The organism is Pseudoalteromonas issachenkonii (assembly GCF_002310795.1).
GTDB lineage: Bacteria > Pseudomonadota > Gammaproteobacteria > Enterobacterales > Alteromonadaceae > Pseudoalteromonas > Pseudoalteromonas tetraodonis.
This window is the reverse complement of record NZ_CP011031.1, coordinates 17,670-33,525: the sequence shown is the minus strand read 5'-3', so window position 1 is coordinate 33,525 and position 15,856 is coordinate 17,670. Positions and strand designations below refer to the sequence as shown.

Here is a 15,856-nt window from a genome sequence, read left to right as displayed (position 1 = left end):
AGCTAAGTTTAATAAGCACCAGCGCTGTATATAAGCTCATAACTATGGCTGTAAATCTCAAGGATGTTACCAAACGGGTCTTCCATGTAGATCATGCGGTACGGCTTTTCACCAGGGTAATAGTAGCGTGGCTCTGGCATACGTTTTTTACCACCTGCAGCAACAATACGATCCGCTAAGCCTTCTACATCTGGGTCTTGTACACAGAAGTGGAAGATACCGGTTTTCCAGTATTCAAAGTTGTCTTTAGGGTTTTCTTGGTCTTTAAATTCAAAAATTTCGACACCAATACGATCGCCTGTTGAAAGGTGCGCTATTTTAAATTTTTCCCAATTTGGACCAAATACATCGGTACACATTTCGCCAATTGGGCTGTTATCTTCAGTGATCACGGTAGGCTCCATTATGGTGTACCAGCCCATCACCTTAGTGTAAAACTCTACGGCTTTTTCAACATCCGGTACTGAAATACCAATGTGCGAAAAACTACGTGGATATGTATGACTCATAATAAATACTCCTACTTAACTATGTTTAGTTGATGGAGTTAGTTTACGAATTGACCAACATTAAGTAAAATTATCATTAATCATCATTTTGAGTATATTTTGTAATGATAAATCCTACATGGCTAAATACATTTTGTACTTTAGTTGAGGTAAACCATTTTACCCAAACTGCCGAGCGCCTTTATATGACCCAGTCAGGCGTAAGCCAACATATAAAAAAGTTAGAGCAGCAAGTAGATTGCGCCTTGCTTGAGCGCCACGGTAAACAATTTACGCTTACCGTTCAGGGTCAAAATTTATATCAGCAGGGTAGTCAGTTACTCAAAGAATGGCAGTTTTTAGAGCAGCAATTAAAAGATGATTCACCTTACAGCGGTTTAGTTAAAATACAGTCGCCAGGCAGTTGCGGGCTGCAGTTTTACAATCAACTATTAGCACTGCAAGTAGAGCACAAGGAGCTAATTATAGATTACCGCTTTGCTCCAAATACCAGTGTTGAACAAGCAGTGGCAAACCATAGTGCCGATATTGGCTTTTTAACTCAAGCACCTACTCTAAGCGAGGTAACCAGCCATAAAATAGGCCAAGAGCCTTTACTATTGGTAACACCGGCCGCAATAAAAAGCCCAACATGGAGCGCATTAAATGAACTGGGCTTTATTAGCCACCCCGATGCAAAACATCATGCACAGCTTTTATTAAGTGAAAACTACAGTGAGTTTGAACATGTTGATCAAATTAAGCAAACGGGGTTTTCTAACCAAATAAGTTTAATACTGGAGCCGGTAAGTTTAGGATTGGGTTTTACGGTTTTACCCGCACACGCAGTAAGTGCTTTTAATAAACCTGCGCTTATTAAAACGCATCATTTAACAAATCCAATTAGCGAAAATATTTATGTGTGCCATCACCGAAATAGGCCGTTAGCAAAGCGTATGCATAGCGTTATTGATGCGATAAAAGCAAGCTAGGGTAGCCAAAGCAGCGCCCGTAAAGCCCCTTTACAGCTTAAGCTGTACGTTTAGTTTTTTGCGTAATGTCTGTGAAGCTCTGTTTGCTTTTTAAATAAACCTTATGCACAGCAAAAGTCAGTAAAGTCATTAGTACCATCATACAAAGTGTCGGCCAAAGGCTGAGGGTATGATAACCAAGCGCCCCCATAAACCAGCAAATAAGTACCCATTGAATAACATAGAGCGCGGTTACATGTTTACTGGCATATAAAAGAGCACGTGTAATAGGGCCATTATATTTATCAGCAAAAATATACTGTATAGCCGCTAGGGCACATAAATTTAAGCCAACTAAATAGCTAATACCGCCGCCATTTAAATGGAAAAAGTTGCCAAACTGCCCTTTAAAATCAATGGCTAACCATATGCCGCCAATAACAAGTAAAGCAGCACCAAGTTGTGCACATACTTTGTATAAGTAATCGGCATTCTGTCGATTACTAAGGTATAAACGACCAAGTACATACCCCGTTAATATCGCACTTACCCAAGGAAAAACCGGAAAATACACCTGATAGTTATTAGCAAAAAACAAATCACTAATATAAGGTGAAAGCGTAAATTGTTGCCCCCTTACAAACTGGCTCAAAATTGCAATTGCAATGGCTAAAACCGCAATCCATGTTGTTTTCCAACGGGCAATATTAAGTACACCAAACAGCAATAAGCTAACTCCAGCCAGTTGTAAAATATCACCTGTTAACACCATAAATTGTAATTGCCCAGCACTCAAAGGGCTTTGCCAGCCATAAGCATTTATAAACGCCTCAGGCATGGTATTAAATACTTCAATAGGCAGCCAAAACTTGGCCGCATTCATTAAATAGGCAAGCAATAAAAGCTGTAAACCTCGCTTAATTAACAGTAAGGGTGTTTGCCTACGCGAAAGTGCCATAGACAGTCCCATTGCCACTAAAAACGAGGCAGTGCCTTTGCCAAGTATATGCACAACCGTACCAAATGCGCTTTCACTTTGAAGCGCTGTGGTGGCATACATCCATAAGGTATGCACAATAATCATAATGAAAACGCTCGCACCACGCGCAAGATCAATCGTTTTAAGACGTTGGTTCATTGGTTTTAATATCCTTTTTAGGGCAGGTTTGGCATTTGCTATAACCGGCTAAATAATAGCGGCAACAGGTTAAACGCTGGGGGTTTTCAGTAAATGGCGCATCAAGGCTAAAGTGCTCACAAATAAGGGTGTGTAGCTGACGATGGCAATTGTTGATATGTAAAGTAGTAGCAAGGGCTAAGCTATGAGCTCGCTCAATAGCACTACTTAATGAATCGAGTAATAACCGTGCTTGTTCTTTTTTACCCAGCGCGTAGTCGGTATTTACCCATTTACCAACTTGGCTTATAAAATGAGTAAACGCTTTGGTTTGCTCAGTTTTACCTACTAACACGTCATTATTCAGGTTAAAGCCACGACAATAAGCGCCATTTAGCGCTAACGGCATGTTAATGGGATCAGCCGTACTTTGCTTGCAAGCAAACCAATAGCAATAAGCGTAAATAGCTTGCCAGCAAAGCTGCAAATACAAATGCCGACTAATAAATTGCTTAGGCGCAGTAGGATACTGCGCCTTACAACGAACTGTTAAAGCGCGAACTAATAATAAGCTCGGTTTAAAAGTTCGTTGTACGGGTTGATGGCAATATAAAAACTGCGCAAGGGTAATCGGTTTAGCCATACAGCTTTGCCGATACGGGGTTGTTTAAGTTACCAGCAAACTCCAAACTACCTGCCGGATCGGTTAAATCAACCATTTGCTCATTATTACCCAGCTGTAAGCGGTTTAAACAAGAGTGAGCAAACTCATCACTAAAAAAGTCATACTCTTTAAATCGCTCATTTAAAGCAGGATTAGCATGTTGATATGCTTTAACACTTTGGGTAACACACTGCCAAAAGTCATGCTCTGTAATATGCTCTTCTCGCACTAAAATTGCTACTAAGTATCTAAAGAAACAGTCAAATATATCGGTAAATATACTTAACAGCTCAAGCTCTTTAGGCATAGAAACATGAATACGTTCAACCCCTGCAGGCAATACTTCAGTGCTATTAAGTAAAGCAACCTCTTCACCTATGTCTTTCATATACGCGCCCACTGGCACCGAATTTTTAAGCTTTAAAATGAGGTTTTCGCCGTGAGGCATAAACACTAATTTATGCGCGTAAAAACAATGTACTAGCGGAATTAAATAAGCATTAAAGTAGGCATGTAACCACTGCTGCGTGCTCAAACCACTTTGCGTTATCCATTCGCCCACTAAACTTTGGCCATTATTATCTAAGTGTAATAACGCTGCCATGGTGGTCAGTTGTTCATCACTATGTAAATTATGGTTTGGGTTTTCTCGCCATAAGCAGGCAAACATTTTACGATAGGGTGTATCTCCCAGCGCGCTTTGCTCAAACGTATGATGGGCATAACCTAAGGTGGCGTATTCTCTAAGCGCTGTAAAATTAGCGCCTGCGAGTTGTTGATCTTGGCTAACCTTAGCAAATACCCAATCGTTAATGGCAGGAGTCACCGCCATGTAAGCACGCGATAGGCCACGCATAAATCCCATATTTAAAATAGACAACGCTACTTTTAAATACGGTTTATGCGGGTGAGAGCAGTTATATAAGGTCCGAATTGATTGTTGCGCTTGATATAAATCGTCACCTTCACCTAAATACACTAATCGCTGATTTGCCAACTCATTTGCAAATACCACACTCAATTTGTGTTGGTACTGCCAAGGGTGAGCAGGAATGAGTAAGTAATCACCGGGGTTTAGGTTTTGAGCTTTTAGCGCTGTGTTAAACGCATCTCGAGTGGTTAAATCTAGTTCATCACTTATATGGCTTGGGTAATCGGCAAAGTATTCACTATGGGCAAAGTCGCATACCGTTTTATGCGCTGCTAACCACAGTACTTTAAACGGTTTGCCTACTTCTGGCGCATAACGTAAAAAGTCAGCTTTACTAAAACCAATGCGGCCATTATTAGCAACAAAGGCAGGATGCCCTTCACTCATTGCAGCTTCTATTTTTTGCAGCCCTAAATTAGCTAACTGCGTCGCTGTTAAAGTGTTATTTTCGCGCTTAAAGCACGCACTGGCTAAAGTGGCATTTAGCTCTTCAAGGTAGGTGGCAAGGCGCTTACCCGTTAAACCTAGCGCAGGCCCTTGCATACTAAAAAAGTGCAACACATCTAGCGGTTGAAGCTCTTCGTTAAGGTTGTAAAAGCATAAGCTTGGCTCATCTATATCTATATGATTCAGTGCCATAGCACGGCCATTAAAAATAAAATAACCGCCTTCAACATTCACTTTAAAGCCTTGCTTTGTTGTCTCTGCGGCCAATAAACGCTCGTGCACAAGCTCGGTGAGTGCTTTAGCTTGTAAATGCCGATTTGCCCATTGCCAATGTGGCTGTATCACGTAATCAGTTTGCAAAGGTGCTAACGAATCAGTAAATAGTTGGCTGTGCCTATCAAAGGCTGCTTTATTACAAAAGCCTAAATAAGCGGCTTTTTCGCCCAGTTGAATTTGCTGGGTGTGAACAAATCCCAAACGTTTATTTAACGTATGAATTTTACTATTAGCAATGTCGGGCTCAACCACAACACGGGCGGCACTGTTTTGAGCAAAAATACTTTGCAGCACGCACTGCATCATTTCAAAACTAAAATGGCGCTTAGGTGCCGTGTTAGGCACTAATAAAATATGCATACCCACATCATTCGGTTCCACCTCGTACGCCGCTTTCATTAAGCTTTCGTGCTCTGGGCTATAAAGCTCAACTAAAGCCAATAGGTTATTATTTTGCTCGATCACGTATGCCTGATGATGAGGCGTATCAATAATAGTTTGATACGCTTTAGTTATTTGTTGCTCGGTTTGCTGCTGCATCCCCCAAAAGTGCGCATACGGTTGCTTAAGCCAATCGCATATTGTTGGCATATCTGTTTGCTGTAATAACCGCATCGTTACTTTGCCGGAATGCTGTAGGGTGGTTACAAAAGATGAAAATACATAAAAACTCCAATAAATCTTAAAAACTAAGACGCTGAACGCGCAGTTCGAGCAACAGCCTTAACCCGCCAAAGCAAAATAAAGGCAAGGCTTGCAAAGCCAATGGCAGCAAAGTAAAACACAACCGTGGTTGAAAGATGCTCTACGCTCATACCCACTAGTAACGACGCTAAAATAACCCCTATATTTTGAGCAATGTGCACTTTGGCAAAGTCGCTGCCGTAATGTGCAGGCTCACTTTTAGCAAATAGCATTACCTCTAGTAGTACCATCACTTGGAATAGCGCAAAACCATATAAAACACGTGATAAAATCACTAACCACACCGACGCCTGCGCTTGTAAATAAAGCCCAAGTGCCCCCAAAATAAGTGCACATAACAAAGTGCTCGTGCGGCTTAATGTTGGCAGTGGTAAATGCTGCCTGAAATGGTTAAAAGCCAGCATAACAAGCGCTGCAAAAGCAGGAATGGCGTATACAACAGCGCTTTGCAAGGTGCTGCTTTGTGCGTTTAATGCTTGCCAATGAGTAGTAAAGAAGGGGCGAATTAAAAACGCGCTAAAATAAACCACCACACTTAAAAAGCAAAATTGCCAAATAAAATAGGGAATACGTTCTCGCGGTTTTTCAGTCGCTATTACTTGCTGATAAATACCTGTTTTTAATGAATACATTAAGTAGGCGCATAATAAAACCTGAACTAGGTCACCGGCACTACTAAGTAATAACGCATAGCGTGGCTCTGCTAAACTAAAGAAGTAACCACCAATTAAAGCGCCACCAATCGCACCAAAATGCATCAATACAGAAAACAAACCAATAATAGATAAATGCTTAGTTTGTTGCTCTAATCGCAGTGCAAATGGGTATATAAGTAGGTAACTTGCCTTTAGCACCAACATTAGTTGGTAGTAAATCCAAAACTCCCATACATTGGTCGCAAAGTAGCAAAGCAGGCCAAAACCAGCGGCTACTACTTGGGTTACTAACCATAAAGCCAATTCATTGTATTTTTTAGCGACCTTAGCCCATAGCGGCAAAGCCAGCATCACAGTAATACAACAGTTAGCCACAAAGAGGCCGATTAGAGTGGCGTTACTAATAGCAAATTCACTAGCAAAAAATTGCGGATAAAACGGTAGCAACAAGGTATCGCATACCACCGAAATAACCGTCAGCAAAATTAGCGCTAAACGAAGACTCATGCGGCGCTACTCTGCTGTTGTGTTGATAGGGTGACATCACTTAAATCAAAGTTTTGAAAAGCAATTTTTTGCTCAACCTGATAAGGCGAATAACCTAAAATTTCACGTAAAATAATACTATTACGGTAGCAAGCCATACCTAAATCTGGAGTTACAAAACCATGAGTATGCTGCTCAGCATTTTGTACAAAAATACGTTTTTGTTCACTATCTACCGCATATTCACGGCTCACTAAATAACGACCTTGCTCATCTTGGGGTAATTGCTGGGCAATATTATTTAAAAAAGCAGGGCGCTGATATTTAAAGCCTGTAGCACAAATTAAAAAGTCGGTTTCTATTGAAAAGGGCTGCTCAAGCTCCTGATGATAAAACTCAGTCAGTAAACGCTTACCTACTTTTTGAGTGCTTGTTAGCTTGCTGTTAGTTTTAAATGTAGTAGAAATTGGCCCATCAAGACTTTGCGCGTAGAGGGTGTCGAAAATGTCGTTAATTAAATCGCCATTAATGCCCTTAAATAGATTTTTTTGGTTTTGATTGAGCCAACCTCGCTGCTCAGTTTTTAAATTATAAAAGTAATCTACATACTCAGGAGAGGTCATTTCAAGGGTGAGTTTAGTATACTCAAGCGGAAAATAGCGCGGTGAACGTGCTATCCAATCTAACTGCAAGCCTTGCGGTACTGCTTGCTGCAATAAGGTGTGGTAAATTTCTGCTGCACTTTGTCCAGCCCCTACCACGGTAACCCGTTTAGCCGCTTTTAATTCATCAAGCCGATGACAAAAATCACTACTGTGCATTACGTTATTTGAGTTACTTTGCACAGCGCAATCAGGAATATACGGTGCAGGCCCTGTGCCCAAAACAATATGGCGAGTCACATAATGTTGTATGCCATTAGGGGTGTTACAGCTAACGGTATAACACTCACTTTGCGGGCAAAACTCAACGTGAGTGACTGTTTGTTCAAAATTAATATTTGAAAGCTGCGAGCAAACCCATTGGCAATATAAGTTGTATTCACGGCGCAATAAAAAAAAGCTTTCGCGAATATAAAACGGATATAACCGATTATTTAATTTGGCATAATTTAAAAAACTATACTGGCTGGTTGGATCTGCCATGGTTACTAAATCCGACATAAACGGAGTTTGTAATGTAACGCCTTCCAGCATCATTCCTGGGTGCCAATTAAATTCACTGCGTTGTTCTAAAAACAGGCTTTTTACATCTTCGAGCGGTTCACTTAAACACGCTAAAGATAAGTTAAATGGGCCAAGGCCAATAGCGATAAAATCGTAAGGTTGATTATCCATTATGCAATTTCCCTATAAGTTTGCCATGCAATGTGGCTAATTTGCTCAATAACAGCGCGTACATCTGTTAATTGGCAATGCGCATTAAGCAATGTAAATTTAAGATAATGACGACCATTTATTTTTGTACGGGCAATCATGGCTTCACCGGTTTGTAAAAACGTTTGTCGTACATGCAAGTTTAAAGAGTCGAGTAAATCAAGGTCATGTTTTAAATCATCAGGGGCAAATCTAAATACCAAGGCACTAAGCTCAGGGTAGTTAACTACTTCAAAGTCGGGGTGATCGTTAAGTACAATATGCGTTTGGCGCGCAAGACCAATAACTTTATCGAACGCGCGACCCAGCGGTGCTTCTCCAGTGGTGCGCAGTGTTAGCCATAACTTTAAGGCATCAAAACGGCGAGTGGTTTGTAGGCTTTTATCAACCAAATTAGGCGTGCCATTTCCCGCCTCTGCTAATGGGTTTAAATAATCGGCATATAAAGTAATGTGGCTAAAATGGCGTTTATCGCTTAATAAAAAGGCACTACAACTAACCGGTTGCATAAATGATTTGTGATAATCAATCGTTATTGAATCAACCAACTCAATGCCATTAAGCGCATTGCGGTGGTGCTCGCTCACCAACAAACCGCCACCATAAGCGCCATCTACGTGGCACCATAGCTGCTCTTCTTTAGCCAGCATGGCAATATTATGGATTGGATCGATAGAGCCAAAATCGGTTGTGCCGGCGGTAATAACCACCGCAATGGGTAAATCACCTTGCGCTTTGCTTGTTGCTATGGCGGTTTTAAGTGCCTCCATATCCATTTGCATTTCGCGGTTTGTAGCCACTGGCACCACGGCGTCGTAACCTAAGCCCAATAACGCCGCTGCTTTTTGAATACTAAAGTGCGCCACCTCAGAGCAGTAAATTTTAAAGCGCGAGGCAACAGCTGGTAAGCCCTGAAGTTTTACCTGATGTTCTGGCGCATAGCGGCTAACAGCCACTTCACGAGCAACCAACATAGCCATTAAGTTTGATTGCGTGCCGCCACTAGTAAATACCCCATCGGCAGTGCTTGGCAATGCTGCTTTTTGGCATGTCCAATCAATCAGCTTTTGCTCAATTAAGGTCGCACCTGCACTTTGATCCCACGTATCTACTGAGGTATTAATAGCAGCAATAATGTGTTCGGCCACCACAGCAGGGTAGGTTACAGGGCAGTTTAAATGAGCCATGTAGCGAGGATGATGAAAATACACGGCATGATCTAAATACACGCCTTTTAGCTCTTCAAGCACCGCTGGAAAGTCAGCCAAAGGCTTTGATAAATCAACATCGTTTACTACTTTTGCTAACGTATTTACCGACACACCTGAAAATGGCTTTTGGGCTTTAGCCATCGCTTGCTGTACTGCCGACAGCCCTTGCAAAGACGCTATTTGATAATTAATGAACTGCTCTAAATTGAATTGTGGGGGCAGGCCGCTTTGTTCAAATACAGCCTGTTTTTCAATGGTATTAATATTTAACACGTGAGATTGAGACACATCAACATTCCTTGAGTACACTTTTTAGGTGCAAGGATCTTAATGATAATGATTTCTATTTACAATAATGAAAAAAGATTAGATAGCAACTTTTTTTTAATTAGAGCTAATAAGCTTGTCGTATATTTTTAACAAAATCGATAAGCCATATTATTAAACGACAAGCATTACATGCAAAAATAAAGTTAAAAAAGAGGGAAGTTGAGCAATTATTTTAGCGGTAGCAAAGCTACGTTTAGCGATTGGCACCTATTTAAACATGAGCAATAAACACGCAATTGAGGTTAATAATCACTGTTTATGAAATATTTAATACAAAATTTAAAGTATTGGCGGTTTTTCTGTTACGTTGGTGTTTGTATTAACGCTAAAGGACGTCATGATGGAAGTAAAACAATTAGCAAGTCAGACCTTAATCGGCTTAAAAGTAAGAACCTGCAACGCCAATGAAATGAACACTGGTACTGCAAATATAGCTGAACTTTGGCAAAAATTTGGTGAAAAGTTTGCCAACAGCCTTACAGAAAACACCAAAGTGTATGGTGTGTATACTAATTACGAAAGCGATCTCACTGGGGACTTTGACGTAATTGCCTGCTGCGATAATTTATCAATTAAACTCCCTGAAGCTAAAAAAGTAACCACCCGAGCGGGGCGTTATTTGGTATTTAAAGGTGAGGGTGAAATGCCCGATGCAGTAATCGATTTATGGGGCGAAATTTGGCAATACTTCAGCTCAGACGATTGCCGTTATGCCCGCACCTACACTAGCGACTTTGAGTACTATAAAAGCAGTAACGAGATAGAAATTGCCATTGCAATTGAAGACTAGGGTCTGTTGACCTTTGCGGATTAAAATTTGTTCAAACTAGGGGCGGTTTAATCGCGGCGCGAGGTTTGTAACCTAGTGGGCTAAGTAAAAACCGAGCAACAAAGAGTAAATCGCCCCTAGGCAGAACCCGAAGGGCAGCGCCTGTTTGGCATTGATGCTGCGTTATCGCCTATTTATGGGGAATAACCACACCACATAGGCTCAGCCTTGCCTAAATACCAAACAGACTGCTGCAAATTTAACCTTGAAAGATCAACAGACCCTAAAACGGCTAGGTTTGTAAGCGCAAACCTAGCCTTTCATTGGTGTAATTTAACCCCTGCCCACTAAATCATTGGTTATTACTGGCTAGCTTAGTTTTTAAATCATGTATATCGCACGCCGTTATTGTAGGCTCAAGTTCCCAGGGGTCAAAAATAGCCTCACTTGAGCGCTGTATCCACGCAGCACGCATACCGTGCGATAACGCCCCAATAACATCAAACGGGTTACTCGATATAAGCCAGGTATTAGCGCCTGTTGAATGTGCCTCGCGTAAAAAATGACTATAAACACCGGGGTTGGGTTTAAAGGTTTTAATGTCATCGGCGCTCACTACGCCTTCAAAAAGCTCACTTATGCCTGCGGCTTCGAGCAAGGTATTTACCGCACTGGCCGCACCATTAGAAAACGCAAATAACCGATAGTTTTGTGCTTTTAAGCTCTCAAGCCCTGCTTTTACATCATCAAATGCGGGTAGGGTTTTATAGCGTGCTAATAACTGTGCTTTTTGCTCATCGCTTAAAGTTACCTTGTGTAGTAAACACGCATAATTAAGTGCCTGCTCAGTACACACCGAAAACGGCACGTAGTTTTGCATTAAGCCGCGTCTAAACGAATATTCAAGCTGTTTTTCACGCCAAGTAGTTGAAAATGCGTGCGCGTTATCACCAACCATATTTTCAAGTAACGACACCACGCCATGGGTGTTTATAAGCGTACCGTATACATCAAACGCCAGTGTAGTTGCCATTAATGACTCCTGTTTAAATCGTTACTAAAACGCAATTTTACTACTCAATATTAATCACCTTATCAGTTAATAAAGTACAGTAAAAGCGCCCGCGTTTTAAGCAGTTGCTGTAAACCCCCGTTACGGTTTGGTTAAAAATACCGCATTGTAAGATGGTATTTGATCAAGTAATTAATCAGCAGCGCTTTCAAACCCGAAATACTCGCCTCGTTTTAGAATGGGTAGAAGAGTTGTTAAGTTTATAAGTTCTGAGCAGCAATCAAAGTACGTAATAGCTAAAAGTAGTGTTTATTAGCCTATCTTTTCGGGGTAGGCTTGTGAGCAGTCAAATCTGAGCAAAAACTGAACATTGAGATTAAATAAATATAATAGCTAATCAATTCATCAAACAGCTCTTTGCTCACATATTTTTAAAAATGAGCAAAGAGCGCATAGTGTTCTATTTAACTTTACTTTAAATTTTTAGAAAACTTAATGATAGTAATACCTTAGGTTATTTGCTAAAACTATATAAATTAGACAAATGAGCGTGGCATTGGCAGAAATATGCGCGATGAGCGCACTATTAAATTGTTGTATCTCTTAAGTTTTTCAATTAGAGTTTGATAAAAGGAATTACCGTGTTACCAAAATTATTTTTACCAGAACAATCAGGAAATGGAGCCAAAGTTGAAGTTAATCATAATGGCTCTGTAGTAATCGTAGGTGCTAATGGTGCAGGTAAAAGTAGGTTAGGAGCGTGGGTCGAAAAGAATGCAGAACAAAATACCATTGTTCATAGAATATCAGCACAAAGAGCATTAGATATACCCGAATATGCAAGAGTAAAATCGCTTGAGCAGTCTTTAAACGATTTACTTTGGGGTAATGAAAACTCTCAATATGCCTCTATGCAATATAAAATGAGTCATAAATATCAAAATCGACCTGAAACCTTCATGCAAAATGATTACGGTAAGGTTTTATCTACGTTATTTGCAAAGTCAGCAGAAAGGGATAGAAATCACACAGAAGAAACTATGAGATTACAATCTTATGTTCCTGTTCCAGAATCCCCAATAGAAGTTCTTATAAATTTGTGGGATGAAATTCTTCCACATCGAAGTATATCGTTAAGAGACGGCAAAGTAACAGTTACTGATACCCTTCATAGCACTGAATATCACGGTAAAGAAATGAGTGATGGTGAGCGTGTTGCATTGTATTTAATGGGGCAAATATTAGTTGCTCCAGAAGGGGCTATATTGGTTATTGATGAACCTGAAATTCATCTTCATACATCAATTATGCAATCGCTTTGGAATAAATTAGAAGAAGCAAAGCCACATTGTCTTTTTTTATATATAACCCATGACTTAGGATTTGCATCTACTAGGGTTAGTTCTACAAATATTTGGATAAAAGAATATGATGGAAAGTTAGCATGGCAATGGGACTTTGTTCCTGATGTTGATGATTTTCCCGAGAGCTTGTTATTGGAGCTAATGGGCAATAGGAGAACAATCGTCTTTGTAGAAGGTGAAAAAGGCGGGAAAGATCACTCCATTTATCAATCTATATATAGAGGCTATAACATTGTGCCTCGAAATGGATGTCAAAAGGTAATCGATTCTGTTAAATCTATGAGATTGAACTCTTCTTTCCATCATATTAATGTGTTTGGAATCATTGACCGAGACTATAGAACTGATACTGAAATAAAGGGATTACAAGCTCTTGGTATACATACCATAGATGTGGCTGAAATTGAGAACATATTATTAAATGAATCAACTTTAAGGCTTGTTGCAGAGAATCAACACCTGGATCCTGACAAAACAGTAGACAGTGCGAGGGATATTGCTGTAACAATGCTCACAAAAGATCTTGAACGGCAGATCTCATTACGTACTTGTCGCTCAGTCGAAACTCAATTAAGTAGAATTGATAATAAAGCCAAGGGTTTGGAAGCCATAAAATCTACTGTACGCGACACCATATCTACTATTGATATAGATTCTTTATTTGCACAAAACCAAACACTATATAACGATCTGATTACTTGTAATAACCTAGATGAAATATTGAAGTATTTTAACAATAAAGGATTGCTTTCAAATGTTTGCTCTGCTTTTGAGTTAGGTAAAAATGGATATGAAAAGTTAGTGCTTAGGATGCTAAATTCAGAAAATAGAGAGCAACTTTTAACCGGTTTAAATAAATATGTACCAGAAATATAACAAGTTGCTCAAACGGAAAAATAACAGTTGGCCATCGCTTCGCGATTATAGCCAACCATTATTTTCCGCTTAGCAAAGCGTTATGCAACTTTAAAGGAGTAGTAGCTAGCGATGGAAGCTAAAGAACCTAACCTAAGACAGAAGATAGTCGATGAATCCCTTATTCTTTATAGGGATTTCGTAAGAACTGGTGGTCAATATCAAGAGCTAGGGAAACCACATATGCTCAGAATATCCATTATGTTAGCTGATTTTTCAGCCGCTAATAGTTACCTCGAAGCGTCTAATTTTGTTGAAGAAAACTATGATCGCATATTAAGAAAAAAGAAAGGGGTGTATAAAGAATTTGAAGAGCACTTGTTTCACTTAAATCGATCCGCTAAATATTCAGGCGTCCTTTATTTCGTAAAAGCTCTAAAAAGTTCCGGTGGAGATGAGCATGGAAATGTAGCTCGCTTCGGCGGTGGTAATAAAGTAATAAAGCCAATGATCGAAATAATGAAAAAACATCTTCTTAAGCATCATAAAGAAATTGATCAGGCAATAAAAGATGCTGAAATGGTTCGAGATAAAATGATTGCTCATTCTGATGCGGACGCATACTCACCTGTACTAAAAGAAGATGATGGTGTTTCGTATTCCATGAATGATCTAACCATACATGTAACTGACGACATGGTTGAAATATTAAAAGTAATATCAAATCTATTTATCTATATTCTTGGGGACATGATGGAACAGATTCGAGTTAACTCAAGCAGTGAAGTAGCCGTTGCATAGCAAGTCATTGCAGCAGAAAAAATAACAGTTGGCTTTGCTCCTGCGTCGCTATTTTAGCCAACAATCATTTGCCTCTGAATGAGGCGTTGCCGTTCTCTGTAAATGGGGTACTTTCCAATCAATAATACCTAGCGGCTCGGTTAGGTTTAATTACTTTTGCTAGGTTTGTTGCACTCTACCCAACCAATATTCAACTAACTTAAAACCTTTCACCTTTTGCCTTTAACCTTGCATTTCAGCTGTAAACCCCCATGACATTTTGATTAAAAAAGCCACACCTCAACATGTGTTAAAGTGTGGCTTTTTTGTAGCAGCTATAACTAAAAATTAAGCGACAATCACTGCTAATAACTGGCTGCTAATAACTCGTTACGTACTAGCTCTGCGCCTTTGCTTAAAGCGTTGAGTTTGCCGTTTGCAATATCGCGGGGCAAAGGGGCCATGCCGCAGTTGGTGCAGGGGTAGAGTTTATCGGCATCTACATATTTAAGCGCTTCGCGTAGGGTTTTGGCCACCTCTTCGGGGGTTTCTATAGTATTGGTGGCTACATCGATTGCGCCTACCATTATTTTTTTACCGCGTACGAGTTCGAGTAGCTCTATAGGTACATGTGAGTTTTGGCATTCTAGCGAAATAATATCTATATTCGATTTTTGCAGCTTAGGGAATACTTCTTCGTATTGTCGCCACTCGGTGCCGAGGGTTTTCTTCCAATCGGTGTTGGCTTTAATGCCGTAGCCGTAACAAATATGCACGGCGGTTTCGCATTTTAACCCTTCTATAGCTCGCTCTAGGCAGGCTATGCCCCAGTCGTTTACCTCGTCAAAAAACACGTTAAAAGCAGGTTCATCAAATTGAATTATATCAACCCCAGCGGCTTCTAACTCTTTGGCTTCTTGGTTGAGTATTTTAGCAAATTCCCATGCTAGTTTTTCACGGCTTTTATAGTGATCGTCATACAGGGTGTCGATCATGGTCATGGGCCCCGGTAATGCCCATTTAATTGGTTGGCTGGTTAGCTGGCGTAAAAACTTGGCGTCTTCAACAAATACCGATTTAGTGCGAGACACAGGGCCAACCACTGTGGGTACGCTGGCGTCGTAACGGTCGCGAATTTTAACTGTTTGACGGTTTTCAAAATCAACGCCATTTAAATGTTCAATAAAGGTGGTTACAAAGTGTTGACGGGTTTGTTCGCCGTCGCTGACTATATCTACGCCTGCGGTTTGTTGCTCGTACAGGGAAATACGCAGGGCGTCGTGTTTGCCATCAACCAGCTCATTGCCTTGTAATTTCCATGGTGACCATAAGGTTTCGGGCTCAGCAAGCCATGACGGTTTTGGCAAGCTGCCTGCTGATGATGTAGGTAATAGTTTTTTCATAATAAATGCTGCCTT

Annotated in this window: 13 protein-coding genes; 4 read left to right on the top strand and 9 right to left on the bottom strand. The window is 40.4% G+C overall.

Going from position 1 to position 15,856, the window contains the following annotated elements; genetic code table 11:
* Positions 1-8: 8 nt before the first annotated feature.
* Positions 9-509 carry a lactoylglutathione lyase family protein gene (locus PISS_RS15895; RefSeq protein WP_008130525.1) on the bottom strand — a complete coding sequence of 167 codons (501 nt, stop codon included), beginning with the start codon at positions 507-509 and terminating at the stop codon, positions 9-11.
* 104 nt (positions 510-613) lie between these two features.
* On the opposite strand from PISS_RS15895, the gene PISS_RS15890 reads away from it, so the two are divergent.
* Entirely contained in the window at positions 614-1,480 is an 867-nt protein-coding gene (locus PISS_RS15890) for a LysR family transcriptional regulator (protein ID WP_058155585.1), read from the top strand.
* 37 nt (positions 1,481-1,517) lie between these two features.
* Here the strand turns inward: PISS_RS15890 and PISS_RS15885 are convergent, their stop codons facing one another.
* From PISS_RS15885 to PISS_RS15860, 6 genes are all read right to left on the bottom strand, one after another.
* A complete protein-coding gene (locus tag PISS_RS15885; protein WP_058155583.1) occupies positions 1,518-2,597 on the bottom strand; it encodes a heparan-alpha-glucosaminide N-acetyltransferase domain-containing protein in 1,080 nt (359 codons plus the stop codon).
* Positions 2,581-3,219 carry a hypothetical protein gene (locus PISS_RS15880; RefSeq protein ID WP_058155582.1) on the bottom strand — a complete coding sequence of 213 codons (639 nt, stop codon included), beginning with the start codon at positions 3,217-3,219 and terminating at the stop codon, positions 2,581-2,583. The genes PISS_RS15885 and PISS_RS15880 overlap by 17 nt, the downstream gene beginning before the upstream one ends.
* Entirely contained in the window at positions 3,212-5,509 is a 2,298-nt protein-coding gene (locus PISS_RS15875; RefSeq protein ID WP_058155581.1) for a GNAT family N-acetyltransferase, read from the bottom strand. Before PISS_RS15875 ends, PISS_RS15880 begins: the two co-directional genes overlap by 8 nt.
* 74 nt (positions 5,510-5,583) lie before the next feature.
* Positions 5,584-6,762 (bottom strand): MFS transporter, encoded by a 1,179-nt coding sequence (locus PISS_RS15870; RefSeq protein WP_058155579.1) that lies wholly within the window; start codon positions 6,760-6,762, stop codon positions 5,584-5,586.
* Positions 6,759-8,078, bottom strand: coding sequence for a lysine N(6)-hydroxylase/L-ornithine N(5)-oxygenase family protein (locus PISS_RS15865; protein ID WP_058155577.1), 1,320 nt, complete (start codon positions 8,076-8,078; stop codon positions 6,759-6,761). The genes PISS_RS15870 and PISS_RS15865 overlap by 4 nt, the downstream gene beginning before the upstream one ends.
* Positions 8,078-9,616 carry a pyridoxal phosphate-dependent decarboxylase family protein gene (locus PISS_RS15860; RefSeq protein WP_058155575.1) on the bottom strand — a complete coding sequence of 513 codons (1,539 nt, stop codon included), beginning with the start codon at positions 9,614-9,616 and terminating at the stop codon, positions 8,078-8,080. The genes PISS_RS15865 and PISS_RS15860 overlap by 1 nt, the downstream gene beginning before the upstream one ends.
* A 382-nt stretch (positions 9,617-9,998) precedes the next feature.
* Between PISS_RS15860 and PISS_RS15855 the strand changes: the two genes are divergently transcribed.
* Positions 9,999-10,448, top strand: coding sequence for a GyrI-like domain-containing protein (locus PISS_RS15855; RefSeq protein ID WP_058155572.1), 450 nt, complete (start codon positions 9,999-10,001; stop codon positions 10,446-10,448).
* Positions 10,449-10,779: 331 nt separating this feature from the next.
* Here PISS_RS15855 and PISS_RS15850 read toward each other — a convergent pair whose 3' ends face one another.
* Complete coding sequence (locus PISS_RS15850; RefSeq protein WP_058155571.1) at positions 10,780-11,460, bottom strand: haloacid dehalogenase type II; 681 nt, start codon at positions 11,458-11,460, stop codon at positions 10,780-10,782.
* A 620-nt stretch (positions 11,461-12,080) separates the two neighbouring features.
* Here PISS_RS15850 and PISS_RS15845 point away from each other — a divergent pair.
* Positions 12,081-13,679: a DUF4435 domain-containing protein gene (locus PISS_RS15845; protein WP_058155569.1), complete on the top strand. Its 1,599-nt coding sequence runs from the start codon at positions 12,081-12,083 to the stop codon at positions 13,677-13,679.
* Positions 13,680-13,790: 111 nt separating this feature from the next.
* On the top strand, positions 13,791-14,459 hold the full coding sequence (locus tag PISS_RS15840) for a hypothetical protein (RefSeq protein WP_058155567.1): 669 nt from the start codon (positions 13,791-13,793) through the stop codon (positions 14,457-14,459).
* A 344-nt stretch (positions 14,460-14,803) separates the two neighbouring features.
* Here the strand turns inward: PISS_RS15840 and PISS_RS15835 are convergent, their stop codons facing one another.
* A complete protein-coding gene (locus tag PISS_RS15835) occupies positions 14,804-15,841 on the bottom strand; it encodes a methionine synthase (RefSeq protein ID WP_058155565.1) in 1,038 nt (345 codons plus the stop codon).
* Positions 15,842-15,856 lie beyond the last annotated feature (15 nt).